This is a genomic window from Hymenobacter nivis (assembly GCF_006439025.1).
Lineage (GTDB): Bacteria > Bacteroidota > Bacteroidia > Cytophagales > Hymenobacteraceae > Hymenobacter > Hymenobacter nivis_A.
Window position 1 is genome coordinate 13,328 of record NZ_RCYZ01000015.1, and the last position, 16,380, is coordinate 29,707.

The following is a 16,380-nucleotide window of genomic DNA, read 5'->3' on the forward strand; positions in this document are numbered from 1 at the left end:
TTTTTATATATTTAGATGCTAATCTTCATTCTTTTCACCTTTTAAATCACGACCAATGGCAGATTTCCTGGGCACGGTAAAAGACCTCTTTTCCAATGAACTGACGGGCGGCGCGGCGGCCAAGCTCGGCGAGAGCGAAGGCGCGGTGCAAAAGGCCCTGGGCGGCATCGTGCCCCTGGTGCTGGGGGCCCTCATTGGTCGCAGCGGCACCCCCGGCGGGGCCCAGGAAACCCTGGCCATGAGCCAGCAGGCTTACCAAACCACGGGCAGCAGCCTATCGGCGCCCGGCGGCTTGCTGGGCTTATTAAGCGGCGGCGCGGGCGGCGGCCTGCTCTCGTCGCTGTTCGGCAACGCGGCCAGCACCAACACGCTCACCTCCACGCTCGGCGACTATGCCGGGGTGTCGTCGGCCTCGGCGGGCTCGCTGCTGGGCATGGCGGGGCCGGCCATCCTGGGCCTACTGGGGCAGCACGCCAGCACCAACAACTTGGACGCCAACGGCTTGTCGGGCATGTTGCAGGGCCTGAAAAGCCAAGTGACGGCCATGCTGCCCAGCGGCCTGAGCAGCCTGGCCGGGCTGGTGGGCCTCGGGGGCCTGGGGGCGGCCGCGTCGAACGTTGCGAGCGGCCTGGGGGCCCCACTAGCCGCCGCGGTGCCGCCCGTAGCCAACCCCGCGCGCACCCCGCTGCCCGAGCCAGCGCCCGCGGGCGGCAGCTCGCGCTGGCCGCTCATCTTGCTGGCGCTGGCGGTCATCGCCGGGCTGTTTTATTTCCTGCGGGGCCGCACCAACGACGCCCCCGCGGCGGCCACCCCCACCGCCGACACCACCGTGGTGGGCCCCGCCGACACCACCCGCACGCTGGGCGCCACGGCGGGCGCGGCCCTCGACTCGGCCGAAATGGCCTTGAAGGCGGGCTGGGCCAAGCTGGGCACCGTGGGCGAACTGAAACTGGCCGACGGCACCGCGCTCCGAGTGCCCGCCAACGGGGTTGAGAAGCGGCTGGTCGCTTTTATTGACGACAAGGACAAGGCGGTGGACAAAACCACGTGGTTTTCGCTCGACCGCCTCCTGTTCCAGACCGGCACCAGCGACTTGCTGCCCGACTCGCAAGAGCAATTGGCCAACGTGGCGGCCATCTTGAAGGCCTACCCCGCCGTGAAGCTGAAGCTGGGCGGCTACACCGACAGCCGCGGCAACGCGGCGGCAAACCTCAAGCTCTCGGGCCAGCGGGCCGCCGCCGTGAAGGCCCAGCTCGAAGGCCTGGGCGTGGCCTCTGGCCGCCTCGACTCGGAAGGCTACGGCGTGGCCCACCCCGTGGCCAGCAACGACACCCCCGACGGCCGCCAGCAAAACCGGCGCGTGGACGTGCGCGTCACGGCCAAGTAGGCACGGGCGGCACCGCGCCGCCCACTTCTGCGGTTCTTTCGAAGCCCCGGCCGGTTACGGCCGGGGCTTTTTTTGGGGCCCCGGCGCTTTCTTTGCGGGCCAATGGCAACGAAGATTCTACTGGTTGAGGACGAGCCCAAGGTGTCGGCCTTCATCCGGCGTGGGCTGGAGGAGGAGGGCTACGAGGTGGCCGTGGCTTACGACGGGCCCTACGGCCAGCGCCTGGCCCTGGGCCAGGCGTTCGACCTGCTGATTCTGGACGTGATCCTGCCCGGGCTCAGCGGACTGGAGGTGCTGCGGGCCGTGCGCGCCCAAGACCAGGACCTGCCCGTGCTGATGCTCACGGCCCTGGGCACCACCGAAGACAAGCTGCTGGGCTTCGACGGCGGGGCCGACGACTACCTGGTGAAGCCCTTCGACTTTGTGGAGCTGCTGGCCCGGGTGCGGGCCCTCACGCGCCGCCGCAGCCAGGGCCCCGGGACCAAAGGCAACCAACTGCACCTGGCCGACCTGACCGTGGACACGTCCGCCAAAACGGTGGCCCGGGCCGGCCGGCCGGTCAAGCTCACAGCTCGCGAGTTCAACCTGCTCGAGCTGCTGCTACGCCACCAGGGCCGCGTGCTGAGCCGGGGCGAAATTGCCGAGCACACCTGGGAAGAGTCGTTCGACGCGGGCTCAAACGTAATCGATGTATACGTGAACTACCTGCGCAATAAAGTGGACAAGGGATTCGACAAGAAGCTGATTCACACCGTAGTGGGCATGGGCTACGTGATGCGGGAGGAGTGATAATGCCTGTTCCCAGGTGCCGCACAAAGTAAGGCCGTCATGCTTCGCTGCGCTCTGCATGACGGCCTTACTTTGTGCGATTCTTACTTCAGGAACAATTCCAATGACCATTCGCAACCGGCTGACGTGGCTGTTTTTGGGCGTGGTGGCGGTGCTGCTGCTGGCCGTGCTGGCGGGCATATTTGCCTTGCAGGAGAGCTACACGCAGCGCGAGTTCCGGCAGCGGCTGCGCGACCGGGCCCAGGTGACGGGCTACATCTACCTGGAGAAGGACGAAATGCGCGCCGGGGCCTTCCGCGATTTTGAGAAAAAGTACCTGCAATCCCTCAACAACGAGATTTTGCAGGTGTACGACGACCAGATGCGGGTGCGCTTCGTGGCCGCCGACCGCCGGGTGCGGCTCTCCGACGCCATGCTGGCGCACATCGTGGCCAGCAAGGAACTGTACTTTACGCTGGGGCCCCGGCAGGCGGTGGGCATTTTTTACCGCGACAACCAAGGCGACTACATCATTGTGGCCGCGGCCGAAAACACTTACGGGTCCCAACGCCTGCGCTACTTAGCAAGCATCATGGGCGTGGTATTCGTGGCGAGCCTGGTGGTGATTTACCTGGTCGGGCGGGGCTTTGCGGGGCGGGCGTTGGCCCCCATCGCGGCCCTCAACGACCAGGTGGACCGCATTACGGCGCAGGACTTGCACCGGCGCGTGGACGAAGCGCCGCTGCGCACCCCCGAACACGACGAGCTGACGCGCCTCGCCCGCACCTTCAACCGCCTGCTGGCCCGGCTCGAAACCAGCTTTGAGGGCCAGCGCACCTTCGTGCGCAACGCTTCGCACGAGCTGCGCACCCCCCTCACCGCCACCATCGGCGAGCTGCAGGTGCTGCTGGCGCGCGAGCGGGCCCCGGCCGACTACCGCGAGGGCGCCGCCTCGGTACTGGCCGAGCTGCAACAGCTCAAAACCCTGATCAACAATCTGCTGGACCTGGCCCAGGCCGACGCCGCCGGGGCCCTTACCGAGGAGGTGCGCCTCGACGAGCTGCTGTGGGAGGTGCGCGGGGCCCTGCCGCCGGCCCAGCGCGGGCGCGTACACGTCGACCTGGGGACCCTGCCCGACGACCCCGCTGCGCTGGAAATTATGGGCCACCGGGCCCTGCTCTCCCGGGCCCTGGGCAACCTCGTCGACAACGCCCTGAAGTACTCACCCGCCACCACCGCGGTACACTTGCGCCTGCGCAGCCAGGCCGGCGGCTTCCGCCTGGAAGTGGCCGACGCGGGCCCCGGCATCGCCCCGGCCGACTTACCCAACGTATTCCAGCCGTTTTTCCGGGCGGCCGACGCCCGGGGCGTGGTGGGCCACGGCGTGGGGCTGCCGCTGGCCCGCCGCATTGTGGAGCTGCACGGCGGCACCTTAGCCCTGCAATCGCCCCCCGGCCAGGGCAGCGTAGCCGAGGTTTGGCTGCCAGCCTAGGGCCCCTTTAGGCTTGGCATTCAGGACCCCGGTGGTGCACTGTGGCGCTTTGTGCTTGCCCGGCGGAGGCAGGCCGCGCCGCTGGGCAGCCGGTAGGCGCAGCACACCAGGGGCCCCGCTGGGCCCGGGCGGTGATATATTTGGGGGCCCCACAGCCCAGCTAGGGCAATAAAATTTGAACATGAAGGTTTGATTAATAAATCAACCAAACCTTTCCGCTGGCCGGCGCGTTCTAGCCCTTCGGATAAACCGTTTTTGGCTGCTAGCCCGTGCAGCCACCGGTTGCTGGGGCTACCCCTTCGGCACCTTTTGCCCTCGTCCTTGGCCTTACGGCCACCGTCCTCGCCCTCCAGAGAATTCCCAACCGCTTCAGCCCCACGCCCACTTCCGGCCCCGGAAGCATGCGCGGGGCCGGGGCGCAGCACCCGAGCAAGCAGTTTTTCCTTGTTGGAATAACTGCTTATTTTCTAATGCTTTATTCTCTTACCATGCAGCTTCCTCAATCCCGGTTTTTTAGCACCACGTTCCCCTGGCTGCGTTTGCCCAGCACCGTTTTGGCCGGGGCCGTCCAGCCCAGCCCAGTGGGCACGCTGGCCCGCTACCGCGGCTGGCGGGTCACGTTTTCACCGCCCCGCGTTTGGCTCGATTTGGCCGCGTTACGGCGGGCGGGTTACCCGGCTGCTGTTTTGCGCCTCCAATAGGCCCGGGGTGCCGTTGGGCGCGGGGGCCTGCCCCGGTGGGGCCCCGCGCCCAACGGCACCGTACTTTTGCACGATTCCCTCTTATATGCCGTTTGCGCTTTCGTTAATTTTCCGGCTCACGCCGCCCTGAAAACTGGCTTGGAACCCTCCGGCCGCCGCTTCCCACCGGGAGCGTGCGGCTTTTCTTATGCCCGTTTTTTCCCCTTTATGTCGTTTCAACTTTCGTATTTCTCTCAGTACACCCACAACGCTAAAAACGAAGTCCTGGCGGGCCTGACCACGGCCCTGGCCCTGGTGCCCGAGGTGGTGGCCTTTGCGCTGCTGGCCCGCATTAGCCCGCTGGTGGGCATTGGCTCAGCTTTTGTCATTTGTTTAATTACCAGCATATTCGGCGGCCGGCCGGGCATGATTTCGGGCGCGGCCGGCTCGGTGGCCGTCGTCATTGTGGCCCTGGTGGCGCAGCACGGCGTCGAGTACCTGTTCGTGGCCGTGGTGCTGATGGGCCTCATCCAAATCGGCATCGGGCTGCTGCGGCTGGGCAAGTTCATCCGGCTGGTGCCGCAGCCAGTGGTATACGGATTCGTTAACGGCCTGGCGGTCATCATCTTCATGGCCCAGCTCGAGCAGTTCAAGGTGCACGACGCGGCCGGCGCCGCGCACTGGCTGGTGGGGGCCCCGCTGCTGCTGATGGGAGGACTGGTGGCTCTCACCATGGCCATTGTGTACTTCCTGCCCCGCTTCACGAAGGCCGTGCCGGCCTCGCTGGTGGCCATCGTGGTGGTGTCGACGCTTGTAATTTTGGGTGGGCTGCGCACGAAGTCGGTGGGCGACATTGCCTCTATTGCGGGCGGGCTGCCCGCGTGGCACGTGCCGCAGGTGCCCTTTACGTGGGCCACGCTGGCGCTGGTGGGGCCCTATGCCTTCATCATGGCGCTGGTGGGCCTCACCGAAAGCCTGCTGACGCTGACGGTAGTGGACGAGATGACCGACACCCGCGGCCGCGGCAACCAGGACTGCGTGGCCCAGGGCCTGGCCAACGTGGCCTCGGGCCTGACCGGCGGCATGGGCGGCTGCGCCATGATCGGCCAAACGATGGTGAACCTGGAATCACGCGGGCGCGGGCGGCTCTCGGGCGTGGTGGCGGCGGGGGCCCTGGCGCTGTTTGTGGTGGCGGGCGCGGGGCTGATTGAGCGGCTGCCGCTGGCGGCGCTGGTGGGCGTGATGTTCATGGTCGTCATCGGCACGTTTGAGTGGGCCAGCCTGCGCATTTTGCGCCGCATGCCGCGCACCGACGTGCTGGTGATGCTGCTCGTGACCGTCGTCACGGCCGTGTCGCAGAACCTGGCGCTGGCCGTGCTGCTGGGCGTGGTGGTGTCGGCCCTGGCCTTTGCCTGGGAAAACGCCAAGCGCATCCGAGCCCGCAAGCACGTGGACGCGGCCGGCGTGCGCCACTACGAAATCTTTGGGCCCCTGTTCTTTGGCTCGGCGCAGGCGTTTGGCGAGAAGTTCGACGTGGCCGGCGACCCGGCCGAAATTGTCATCGACTTCCGCGAGAGCCGCGTGGCCGACATGTCGGCCATCGACGCGCTGCACAAGCTCACCGAGCGCTACCAGCGCCTGGGCAAAACCGTGCGCCTGCGCCACCTCAGCCCCGACTCGCGGCGCCTGCTGGGCCAGGCCGGGCCCCTCATCGACGTCAACATCGAGGAAGACCCGCTCTACACCGTGGCCGGCGCCAACGTGATGTACTAGGGCGCGGAACCTCACGAGCCCCCTGTGGCTAACTGCGCACTAACCAAAGCCTCGGCGCTAACCGCCTGGCACTATCGGGCACAGCCAGGGGAAAGTGCCGCCGCAAAATTAAAAAGAGGGCCCCGGGGGCCCTCTTTTTTTGAAAAAAAGATGAATTCTAATCCGTCTCTAATGCACCTCTAATACCGGTCTAATACGGCTACAGGAGTTTTGTGTAAGTCTTCGGGGCAGCGTTGCCCCGGGGGCCCTCACCCCTTCCTCGTTGCTGGCCGGCCGTTGGGCCGGCGCGTTTTTTATGCGATTGACCGCACGTTTTTTCCGAACCCTGGCCGCGGCCGGCGGGCTGGGGCTGCTGCCGGGCCTGGGCCGGGCCCAGCGCATGGCTACGCCCACGCCCCCCTCGAGCATGTCGCGCCCCCAGGCCGGCACCCCCAATGCCCTGCCAGCTGCCCCCGGCCTGCCCGCCGCCCGCCCCGCCCAGGCCCCCGGCCAAACGCCCGCCGCCGGGGCCCTGCCCCCCAACCAGCTGGCCCAGCCCGGGCAAAACAGCCCAGCCAGCGCCGCGCCGGTGGCCGGCAGCCCCGGCTACGGCCAGTACCCCGTGGTGCCGGGCATGCCGGCCGGCGTGCCCATCCGGGCGGCGCTGGGGGCCGCCGACACGCTGCGCCTGACGCTGCCCGAGGCCCAGCAGCAGTTCGTGCAAACCAACTTCCAGCTGCTGGCCCAACGCTTCAACGTGAACCTGGCGCAGGCCACGGTGGTGCAGTCGGCCCTGCGCGACAACCCCAACCTGTCGGCCGAGGTCAACGCCTACAACCCCAACACGCGGCAGTTTTTCCCGTTTGGGCCGGGCAAGGCCGTGGACCCCAACAACCCCACCGGCAACACGGTGGTACTGCAGCTGCAACAACTCATCAACCTTTCGGGCAGCCGCGCCAAGCTCGTGCAGCTCAGCAGCACCAACGCCGAGGTGCAGCAGGCGGCCTTTGAGGATTTGCTGCGCAACTCGCGCTTTCAGCTCTCGCAGACGTTCTTCAACGTGGTGGCCGAGCGCCGCAAGCTGGATTTGCTGCGCGCCCAGCGCGACCAGCTGGCCCGCCTGCTGGTGGGCTTCCGCGAGCAGCTGCGGCTGGGCACGGTGGCCGGCTTTGAGGTGACGCGCCTGGAGCTGGAGCGCCAGAGCCTGGAGAAGGACCGCTCCGACCAGCTCACCCAGCTCGGGCAGGACGAGGCCGCGCTGCGCGTGTTTCTGGCGCTGCCGGGCACCACATTTGTGGCCCCCACCGGCCAGGACCTGCTGCCCGCGCCGCCCGCCGCCCTGCCCACCCTGGCCGACCTCACGGCCCTGGCCTACCAGTACCGGCCCGACCTGCGCGCCGCCACCAAGCAAACCGACTACGCCCAGCAAAACCTGCGCTTGCAGCACGCGCTGGCCGTACCCAAGCTCACCATCGGGGCCGACTACGCCAGCTACGGCAACACCTACGCCCACTACTACGGCTTGCAAACCGCCATCGACCTGCCCGTGGCCAACCGCAACCAGGGCAACATCCAGGCGGCGCAGGTGGGCATCCAGCAGAGCGCCCAGGGCCTAAACCAGAACAAGCTGCAAGTGGAGCAGGACGTGGCCGCCGCCGTGGAGCAGGTGCAGCGCGCCACGGACCTGCGCCGTAGCGTGACCCCCGAGTACGTGGCCACCATCGCCGACGTGAGCCGCAACGCCGCCGCCGACTACAAGCGCCGCCTGATTGACCTGGTGAGCTTCATCGACAAGTTCCGGGCCTACAACGACGCCCAGCTCAACCTGATTGACATCGGCAACCGCCTGGAGCAGGCCAAGCAGCAAGTCAATTTCGTGACCAACACCCCCGTTTTTAAAGACTAGGGCCCCGGCCCTGGGGGCCCCGCGGCGCGGCCCCTCTCCCCTCCTTTCGCAACTGCTATTTATTCTTCGTAATGCGTATTTCCCCTCTATTGCCCGTGCTTTTGGTCGTGGGCACGGCCGGTTATTTGTCCGGCTGCACCAGCAAGCCGGAAGACAAGTTGCCCGTGAACACCAAGGACTTGGGCTCGGGCTACCGCACCGACACGGTGCTGCTGCGCAGCCCCGACCAGGAGCTGCGCTTCACCGGCAAGGTGAGCTACGACCAGCGCCGCGTGGACCGGGTGTTTCCGGTGGTGAGCGGCAACGTGCTCGACGTGACGGCCGCCCTGGGCCAGCAAGTGCAGAAGGGCCAGGCCCTGGCCCGCGTGCAAAGCGCCGACGTGAGCGGCTACCAGAACGACTACAACTCGGCCCGCGCCGACTACGCCGTGGCCGAGCGCAACGCCGCCAACACCGAGCAGCTCTACAAGTCCAACTTCGCCTCGCAAAACGACCTGATTGCCGCCCGCGCCCAGCTCGACAAAACCCGCTCGGCCCTGAACCGCACTTCGCAGGTACTCAAAATTTACGGCGGCGGCGCCCAGGGCCCCGGCGGCGCCCAGCCCACCTACGTGGTGAAGGCCCCCGCCAGCGGCTTCGTGGTGGAGCGCAACGTGAACGCCGGCATGCAGCTGCGGCCCGACAACAACACGCCGCTCTTCACCATTTCGGACCTGAGCCGGGTGTGGGTGCTGCTCAACATTTACGAGAGCGACGTGGCCGCCGTGAAGGTGGGCCAGGCGGTGAACATCACGGCCCTGGCCTACCCCGACAAGACGTTTAAGGGCACCATCACCAACATCAGCAACGTGGTGGACGCCGACACCAAGGTGCTCCAGGCCCGCGTGGAGCTGCCCAACCCCGGCGGCCTGCTCAAGCCCGACATGTTTTGCAGCATCACCCTCGACTTGCAGCGCCCCGGCCAGGCCCTGGCCGTGAACCCCAAGTCGGTGATTTTCAGCAACGACCAGTATTTCGTCATCCGCCGCCGGCCCGGCACCCCCGCCCTGCAATCGGGCGACGATGCCAGCAAAGCCTACGAGCTGGTACCCGTGAAAGTGCTGCGCAACACCAACCGCTACACCTACGTGGGCGGCAACCTGCACGCCAACGACCAGGTGGTGACCCAGGGCAGCCTGCTGCTCTTCAACGACTTGAGCGCCAACTAGGGGCCCCACGGCCCGGCTTATTGCGCTGCCCCGCCGGGGGCGGCCCTCCCTCCCTTTGCCTTTTCGTTTGCCATGAATAAATTCATCAAGGGCCTGATCGGCTTCTCGCTGCGCCACCCCTACGTCGTGTTCTTCGTGACGGGGCTGGTGGCCATTGCCGGGGCCGTCAGCTTCTACTACACCCCCGTCGAGGCCTACCCCGACGTGACCAACACCGAGGTGGTCATCATCACCCAGTGGCCCGGCCGCTCGGCCGAGGAAGTCGAGCGCTTCATCTCCATTCCCATCGAAACCGAGATGAACTCGGTGACCCACAAAACGGTCATCCGCAGCATCAACCTGTTCGGGCTCTCGTTCATCAAAATCGTGTTCGAGGACGGCACCGACGGCTTCAACGCCCGCATGGAAACGGCCCAGAAGCTGGCCAACGTGAACCTGCCCGACGGCGTGACGGCCGGCGTGCAGCCGCCCACGGGTCCCACCGGCGAGATTTACCGCTACACCCTCACCTCGAAGCAGAAGTCGGTAACCGACCTCAAAACACTGGAGGACTGGGTGATTGAGAAAAACCTGCGCGCCGTGCCCGGCGTGGCCGACGTGGTGAGCTTCGGCGGCAAGGTGCGCACCTTCGAGGTGGCCGCCAACCCGGCCCTGCTCAACAAGTACGGCCTCACCGCCCTCGACGTGTACCAGGCCCTGCAGCGCGCCAACGTGAACGTGGGCGGCGACATCCTCCGCGAGGGCCAGCAGGCGTTTGTGGTACGCGGCATCGGCATCGTGAAAAACGTGCCCGACATCGAGAAAATCATCATCAAGAACGTGAACGGCGTGCCGGTGCTGGTGCGCAACATTGGCACGGTGCAAACCTCGTTTTTGCCCCCGCTGGGCATCGTGGGGCGCGACAACAACGACGACGTGGTGGAGGGCATCGTGCTGATGCGCAAGGGCGAAAACCCCGGCGCCGTGCTGCCCTTGCTCGAAGCCAAGGTCGATTACCTCAACAAAACGGTGCTGCCCGGCGACGTGAAAATCAAGGTTTTCTACGACCGCTCGGAGCTCAACCAGCACACGCTGCACACGGTGGGCGAAAACGTGGCGATGGGCATTTTGCTGGTCACCATCATCCTGCTCCTTTTTTTGGCCGATTGGCGCACCACGGTCACCGTGGCGCTCATCATCCCGCTGGCGCTGCTGTTCGCCTTCATCCTGATGCGCATCAAGGGCATGAGCGCCAACCTGCTGAGCATCGGGGCCATTGACTTCGGCATCATCATCGACGGGGCCGTGGTGATGGTGGAGGGCCTGTTCGTGATGCTGGCCCACTGGGCCGAGCACGAGGGCATGGAAAACTTCAACAAGCGCGCCAAGCTGAGCAAGATTTTGCACACCGGCACCGAGATGGGCAAGTCCATTTTCACCTCCAAGCTCATCATAGTCACGGCCCTCATCCCCATCTTCTCGTTCCAGAAAGTGGAGGGCAAGTTGTTCAGCCCCTTGGCGTTCACGCTCGGCTTTGCCCTGCTGGGGGCCCTGTTGCTGGCCCTCACGCTGGTGCCGGTGCTCTCGTCCATCCTGCTGAAAAAGAACGTGCGCGAGCGCCACAACCCCATTCTGGAGGGCCTCAACAAAGCGTACTTGCCGCTGCTGGACAAGATGATGGCCTACCCGCGCCGCACCATGGCGGTGGCCGTGCTGGCGCTGGTGCTGGGCGTGGGCTCGTTCCACTTCGTGGGCACCGAGTTTTTGCCCCACCTCAACGAGGGCTCGATTTACGTGCGGGCCTCCATGCCGCTTTCCATCGCGCTAGAAGACAGCTACCAGTACACCGAGAAGTTCCGGCAGGTGTTTGAGAAGTACCCCGAGGTGCGGGGCGTGATTTCGCAAACCGGCCGCCCCAACGACGGCACCGACGCCACGGGCTTCTTCAACCAGGAATTTTTCGTGGACCTGTACCCGGCCGACGAGTGGAAGCGCAACATCACGAAGGACCAGCTGATTGCCGAGATGCAGGGGGCCCTGGCCAAGTACCGCGGCGTGGACTTCAACTTCTCGCAGCCGATTTCCGACAACGTGGAGGAGGCCGTGTCGGGCGTAAAGGGCAGCATCGCGGTGAAAATCACGGGCTCGGACCTGAACATCCTCGACAAAAAAGCCACCCAGGTGTACGACCAGCTCAAGAAAGTGAAGGGCATCGAGGACCTGGGCGTGTTCCGCAACCTGGGCCAGCCCGAGCTGCGCATCACCCTCGACCCCGACAAGATGGCCCAGTACGGCGTGGCCGCCGCCGACGCCAACGCCGTGATTGAGCTGGCCATCGGCGGCAAGGCCGTGAGCGCCGTGTACGAAGGTGAGCGCAAGTTTGACCTGCGCCTGCGCTACGACCAATCGTACCGCTCGAACATGGACGCCATCGGCGGCCTGATGGTGCCCACGCTGAACGGCGGCAAAATCAAGCTCGGGGAGCTGGCCACCATCCAGAACGTGTCGGGCCCCGCCTTCATCTACCGCGAAGACAACACGCGCTTCATCGCCGTGAAGTTTTCGGTGCGGGGCCGCGACCTGGGCAGCACCATTGCCGAAGCCCAGGCCCTGGTGGCCAAAACCGTGGCCCTGCCCCAGGGCTACGCCACGCACTGGAACGGCGAGTTTGAGAACCAGGAGCGTGCCCAGAAGCAGCTCTCCATCGTGGTGCCCATCAGCATCTTGGCCATCTTCTTCATCCTATTCGTCTCGTTCGGCAACGCCCTCGACTCGACGCTGGTGCTGCTCAACGTGCCGTTTGCCCTCATCGGCGGCATCGCGGCGCTGCTCATCACGCACACCAACTTCAGCATCTCGGCCGGCGTGGGCTTTATCGCCCTGTTTGGGGTGGCCACCCAGGACGGCGTGATTCTGGTGAACAAGTTCCGCCAGAACCTGCGCGACAAAATGGACCTGGAGCACGCTATCAAGGACGGGGCCCGCACCCGCCTGCGCCCCGTGGTGATGACGGCCCTGATGGCCTCGCTGGGCCTGCTGCCCGCCGCCCTCAGCCACGGCATCGGCTCCGAAACCCAGAAACCGCTGGCCATCGTCGTGATTGGGGGCCTCATTACGGCCACCGTGCTCTCGCTGCTGGTGCTGCCCACCGTGTACGAGTGGGTGTACAGCAGCAAGCTGGAGCGCGCCCGCAAGCACAACTAAAGGGGGTTGCCTTTGGAGGAAGAAAAACGCCGGCCCCTTGGGCCGGCGCTTTTTGCGTTTGGGGCCCCGGGGCGGTGGCCAAACCGCGCCAGGGCCGTAGTTTCGGCGGCCGGCCCGGGGCCCCGGGCGCGGATTTATCCTTGCTGCCCGTGCTTGCTTTGCCCCGTATTCTGCGCCTGTTTACCTGCGCCCTGTGGGCCGCTTTGGAACTGGGGGCCCCGGCCGCGGCCCAGGGCCTGCCGCCCACCCCCGTGCCGCCCGCGCCCGACCCGCTGGCTGCCAGCGGCGTGCACACCGGGCGGCTGGTGGGCGTGGTGGTGGGCACGGCCGTGGTGTACGCCCTCACCTCGTACCTGCTGGGCAAAACCTGGTACACCAAACGCGTGCCGTTCCACGCCTTCGACGACAACGGCGAGTGGCTGCAAATGGACAAGGTGGGCCACGCCACCACGGCCTACGCCATCAGCCGAGGCGAGTACGAGTTGTTTCGCTGGAGCGGCGTGCCCGACCGCACGGCCGCCATCACCGGGGGCCTCATCGCGCTGCTCTACCAAAGCACCATTGAGGTATTCGACGGCTACTCGCAGGGCTGGGGCTTCTCGAAGGGCGACATGGCGGCCAACGCGGCCGGCATTGCGCTGTTCATGGGCCAGCAGTATGGCTTCGGCGAGCAGCGGGCCAGCCTGCGCTACGGCTTCAGCAGCAGCCTCTACGCCCGGTACCGGCCCGAGCTGCTGGGCCGCACCCGCGGGGCCCAAATGCTGAAGGACTACAACGGCCAGCAGTACTGGCTCTCGGTGAACGTGGCGTCGGTGCTGCCCGTGGGGCCCTCGTTTCCGAAGTGGCTGAACCTGGACTTGGGCTACAGCGGCAGCGGCCTCACCGGCGGCCACGCCAACCCGCCGCTGTACGGCGCCGATGGCCGGCCGGTGGTGTTCCGGCGCGTGCGCCAGTTCTACCTATCGCCCGACGCCGACTTTGCCCGCCTAGTGCCCGCCGGCTCCACGGGCCGGATGCTGCTCGGGGCCACCCAATTTATAAAGCTGCCGGCCCCGGCCCTCGAGTTCAACCCGCGCGACGGCGTGCGCTTCCACCCGCTGCTGCCCGCCGCCGACTAAGCAACTTCATCCAATCAACAGATGAGTATTGCGTAAAATTACTTATTAATTAAAATAATGCTAATCAGTAGTTTATGCAATATTGAGATTATGTTTATTATGAAACTTCATCAAAAACACTTTATATCTTCATCTTGCAATCATTGCCCCCTCCGGACCTTTATCGTCCCGTGTTGTGCGAATCGATTCAAGCGAGGATTAATAGTACTATTTGACGTTGTATGCTGCGCTCATTTTTCTTGTTGGTTGGCTGGGTACTGTGTTGTGAACTAGGCGCGGTGCTGCCGGCCCTGGCCCAGGTGGGGGCCCCGGCGCCCGCTCCCCGCGTGGGGGCCCCCGCCCCAATGCCCCGGCCGGTGGCGCCCGTGCCCGCTGCCCAAGCCGCCGCCGTGGACACGGTGCAGCTGACGCTGGCCCAGGCCGAGCAGCGCTTCGTGCAGGGCAACTTGCAGCTGCTGGCCCAGCGCTTCAACGTGACGGCTGCCCAGGCCCAGATTTTACAGGCCCGCCTCTGGGACAACCCCGTGGTGAGCCTGGAGCAGAACATCCACAACCCCGAAACCGGCCGCACCTTCGACGTGACGCGCACCGGCGAGAGCATCGTGCAGGTGCAGCAGCTCATCGTCATTGCCGGGCGCCGCCGCGCCGCCGCCAACGTGGCCCAGGCCGCCGCCCTCGTTGAGCAGTACAACCTGCAGGACCTGCTGCGCACGCTGCGCTACCAGCTGCGCACCGCCTTCTACGACCTCTATTATAAGCAGCGCACGCTGGCCGTGTACGACACGGAAATCACTTCCTTCCAGCGCATTATTCCGGCCTACCAGCAGCAGTACGAAAAGGGCAACATTGCCCAGAAAGAGGTCGTCCGCCTCAAAGCGTTCCTATTTGTGCTCCAGAACCAGCGCCAGCAGCTGTTCGTGGACATGGCCCCGAACCTGAGCGACTTGCGGGTGCTGACGCGCGACACCTCGGGGGCCTACCTCCAGCCCCAGGTGGTGCTGCCCCGCACCCGCGACCTGAGCCTGGGGCCCTATTCCATGCAGCAGCTCGTGGACTCGGCCCAGATCCTGCGCGGCGACCTACTGGCCCGCACCGCCTACTTGCAGCAGCAGGGCAACAACCTGCGCTACCAGCGCGCCCTGGTGGCCCCCGACCTGCTGGTGGGCTACACCTACGACCGCGCCGGCTCCTACATTCAGAACTACAACGCCCTCACGCTGGGCGTGGCCGTGCCCGTGTTCAACCGCAACCAGGGCAACATCCGCACCGCCGAGGCCCTCATCCAAGGCGGCAAGGCCCAGCTCGGCCAGGCCCGCCTGGTGGTGCAGAACGAGGTGCAGCAGAACTACCAACTCGTGGGCCTCATCGACGCCCAGTTTAAGCAGGCCGACCGCGACACCACGCCCTTCGACCGCATCATCGGCGGCATCGAGCAAGCGTATGCGCGCCGCCTGATCGGGCTGGTGGAATTCCTCGACTACTACCAATCGTACAACGACAACCTGGTGCAGCTCAACCAGCTACGCGCCAGCCGCATGCGCGCCTTCGAGCAGCTCAACGCCGCCGTGGGCCGCCCGGTGTTCCGGGCCGAGTAGCTTTTTTGAGCTGTTAGCTTTTTCCTGCCGGCCGATGCCTGGGGCCCTAAAACTGGACTTTATCAGCAACGGCAATTTCTTAGTTGATTATTCGCAACAACCAAAAGCTAACAGCTAGCTGCTATTAGCCAACAGCTTACTTATATAATGACCCGTATTTCCCTATTGGCCCCGGCCCTGCTGCTGGGCACGTTGAGTGCCTGCTCCTCGGCCGAAAAGAAAGCCCCCGAAACGGCCGCCGCCCCGGCCTTCCACCTCACCGACGAGGTGATGAAGGAGCTGCGCATCGACACGGTGAAGGAGCGCCCCATGCTCGACGAGCTGAGCCTGACCGGCCAGATTGCGCCCGACGAGGACCACACGGCCAAGATTTTCCCGCTCGTGGGCGGCGTGGTGGAAAAGGTGGATGTGGAGCTGGGCGACTACGTGCGCCAGGGCCAGCAGCTGGCCATCATCCGCTCGGGCGAGATTGCCGACCTGCAAAACCAGGGCACCGCCGCCGGCTCCGACCTCGCCATTGCCCGCAAAAACGTGGACGTAGCCCAGGACATGTTCAAGGCCGGCCTGAGCTCGGAGCGCGACGTGCTGCTGGCCCGCAGCGAGCTGCAAAAGGCCCAGGGCACGGCCGGTAAGAGCCGCAAGCAGCTCGCCATCTACGGTGTAACGCCCGACGGTAAGTACTCGCTGAAGTCGCCCATCTCGGGCTTCATCACCGACAAGAACGTGACCACCTCGATGCAGTTCAACAACAGCAACGTGGAAAACCTCTTCACGGTGAGCGACTTGGACGACGTCTGGATTCTGGCCAACGTGTTCCAGTCCGATATCTCGAAGGTGCAGCCCGGCTTCACGGCCGACGTGACAACGCTGGCCTACCCCGGCCGCCACTTCGCGGGCCACATCGATAAGGTATTCAACATCTTGGACCCCGACAGCAAGGTGATGAAGGTGCGCGTGAAGCTGCGCAACCCCGGCTACCTGCTCAAGCCCGAGATGTACGCCCAGATTAAGGTGCAGAACGCGGCCGGCGGTACTATGATGGCCGTGCCCGCCAGCGCTGTGGTGTTCGACAAGGACCGCACGTTTGTGATGGTGTACAAAGACCGCAACCACGTGGAAACCCGCCCCGTGACGATTGCCAGCACCGTGGGCGACGTCAGCTACGTGGCCAAGGGCCTGAAGGACGGCGAGCGGTTCATCTCCCAGAACCAACTGCTGATTTACGACGAGCTGAACGACTAGGTGGGGCCCCAGGCCTTGCCCAACGTTCTTGCCATGAAGCCCCTACCTA

General features: G+C 65.4%; 10 protein-coding genes. All 10 read left to right on the plus strand.

Annotation, left to right across the window (positions count from 1 at the left end):
- Nucleotides 1-55: 55 nt before the first annotated feature.
- The 10 genes from EAH73_RS22095 (at nucleotide 56) to EAH73_RS22140 (ending at nucleotide 16,331) form a co-directional block, all read left to right on the plus strand.
- Nucleotides 56-1,387: an OmpA family protein gene (locus EAH73_RS22095; RefSeq protein WP_140469607.1), complete on the plus strand. Its 1,332-nt coding sequence runs from the start codon at nucleotides 56-58 to the stop codon at nucleotides 1,385-1,387.
- A 102-nt stretch (nucleotides 1,388-1,489) separates the two neighbouring features.
- Nucleotides 1,490-2,176 carry a response regulator transcription factor gene (locus EAH73_RS22100; protein ID WP_140469608.1) on the plus strand — a complete coding sequence of 229 codons (687 nt, stop codon included), beginning with the start codon at nucleotides 1,490-1,492 and terminating at the stop codon, nucleotides 2,174-2,176.
- Between the two features lie 103 nt (nucleotides 2,177-2,279).
- A complete protein-coding gene (locus EAH73_RS22105; RefSeq protein WP_161599651.1) occupies nucleotides 2,280-3,647 on the plus strand; it encodes a sensor histidine kinase in 1,368 nt (455 codons plus the stop codon).
- 908 nt (nucleotides 3,648-4,555) lie between these two features.
- On the plus strand, nucleotides 4,556-6,100 hold the full coding sequence (locus EAH73_RS22110) for a SulP family inorganic anion transporter (RefSeq protein WP_140469610.1): 1,545 nt from the start codon (nucleotides 4,556-4,558) through the stop codon (nucleotides 6,098-6,100).
- Nucleotides 6,101-6,401: 301 nt separating this feature from the next.
- On the plus strand, nucleotides 6,402-7,985 hold the full coding sequence (locus tag EAH73_RS22115) for a TolC family protein (protein ID WP_140469611.1): 1,584 nt from the start codon (nucleotides 6,402-6,404) through the stop codon (nucleotides 7,983-7,985).
- Nucleotides 7,986-8,056: 71 nt separating this feature from the next.
- Nucleotides 8,057-9,193, plus strand: coding sequence for an efflux RND transporter periplasmic adaptor subunit (locus EAH73_RS22120; RefSeq protein WP_140469612.1), 1,137 nt, complete (start codon nucleotides 8,057-8,059; stop codon nucleotides 9,191-9,193).
- A gap of 72 nt (nucleotides 9,194-9,265) precedes the next feature.
- On the plus strand, nucleotides 9,266-12,376 hold the full coding sequence (locus EAH73_RS22125) for an efflux RND transporter permease subunit (RefSeq protein ID WP_140469613.1): 3,111 nt from the start codon (nucleotides 9,266-9,268) through the stop codon (nucleotides 12,374-12,376).
- Nucleotides 12,377-12,525: 149 nt separating this feature from the next.
- Nucleotides 12,526-13,494, plus strand: coding sequence for a DUF2279 domain-containing protein (locus tag EAH73_RS22130; protein WP_240047370.1), 969 nt, complete (start codon nucleotides 12,526-12,528; stop codon nucleotides 13,492-13,494).
- 221 nt (nucleotides 13,495-13,715) lie between these two features.
- Nucleotides 13,716-15,089 carry a TolC family protein gene (locus EAH73_RS22135; protein ID WP_140469614.1) on the plus strand — a complete coding sequence of 458 codons (1,374 nt, stop codon included), beginning with the start codon at nucleotides 13,716-13,718 and terminating at the stop codon, nucleotides 15,087-15,089.
- A gap of 147 nt (nucleotides 15,090-15,236) precedes the next feature.
- Nucleotides 15,237-16,331: an efflux RND transporter periplasmic adaptor subunit gene (locus EAH73_RS22140; RefSeq protein WP_140469615.1), complete on the plus strand. Its 1,095-nt coding sequence runs from the start codon at nucleotides 15,237-15,239 to the stop codon at nucleotides 16,329-16,331.
- Nucleotides 16,332-16,380 lie beyond the last annotated feature (49 nt).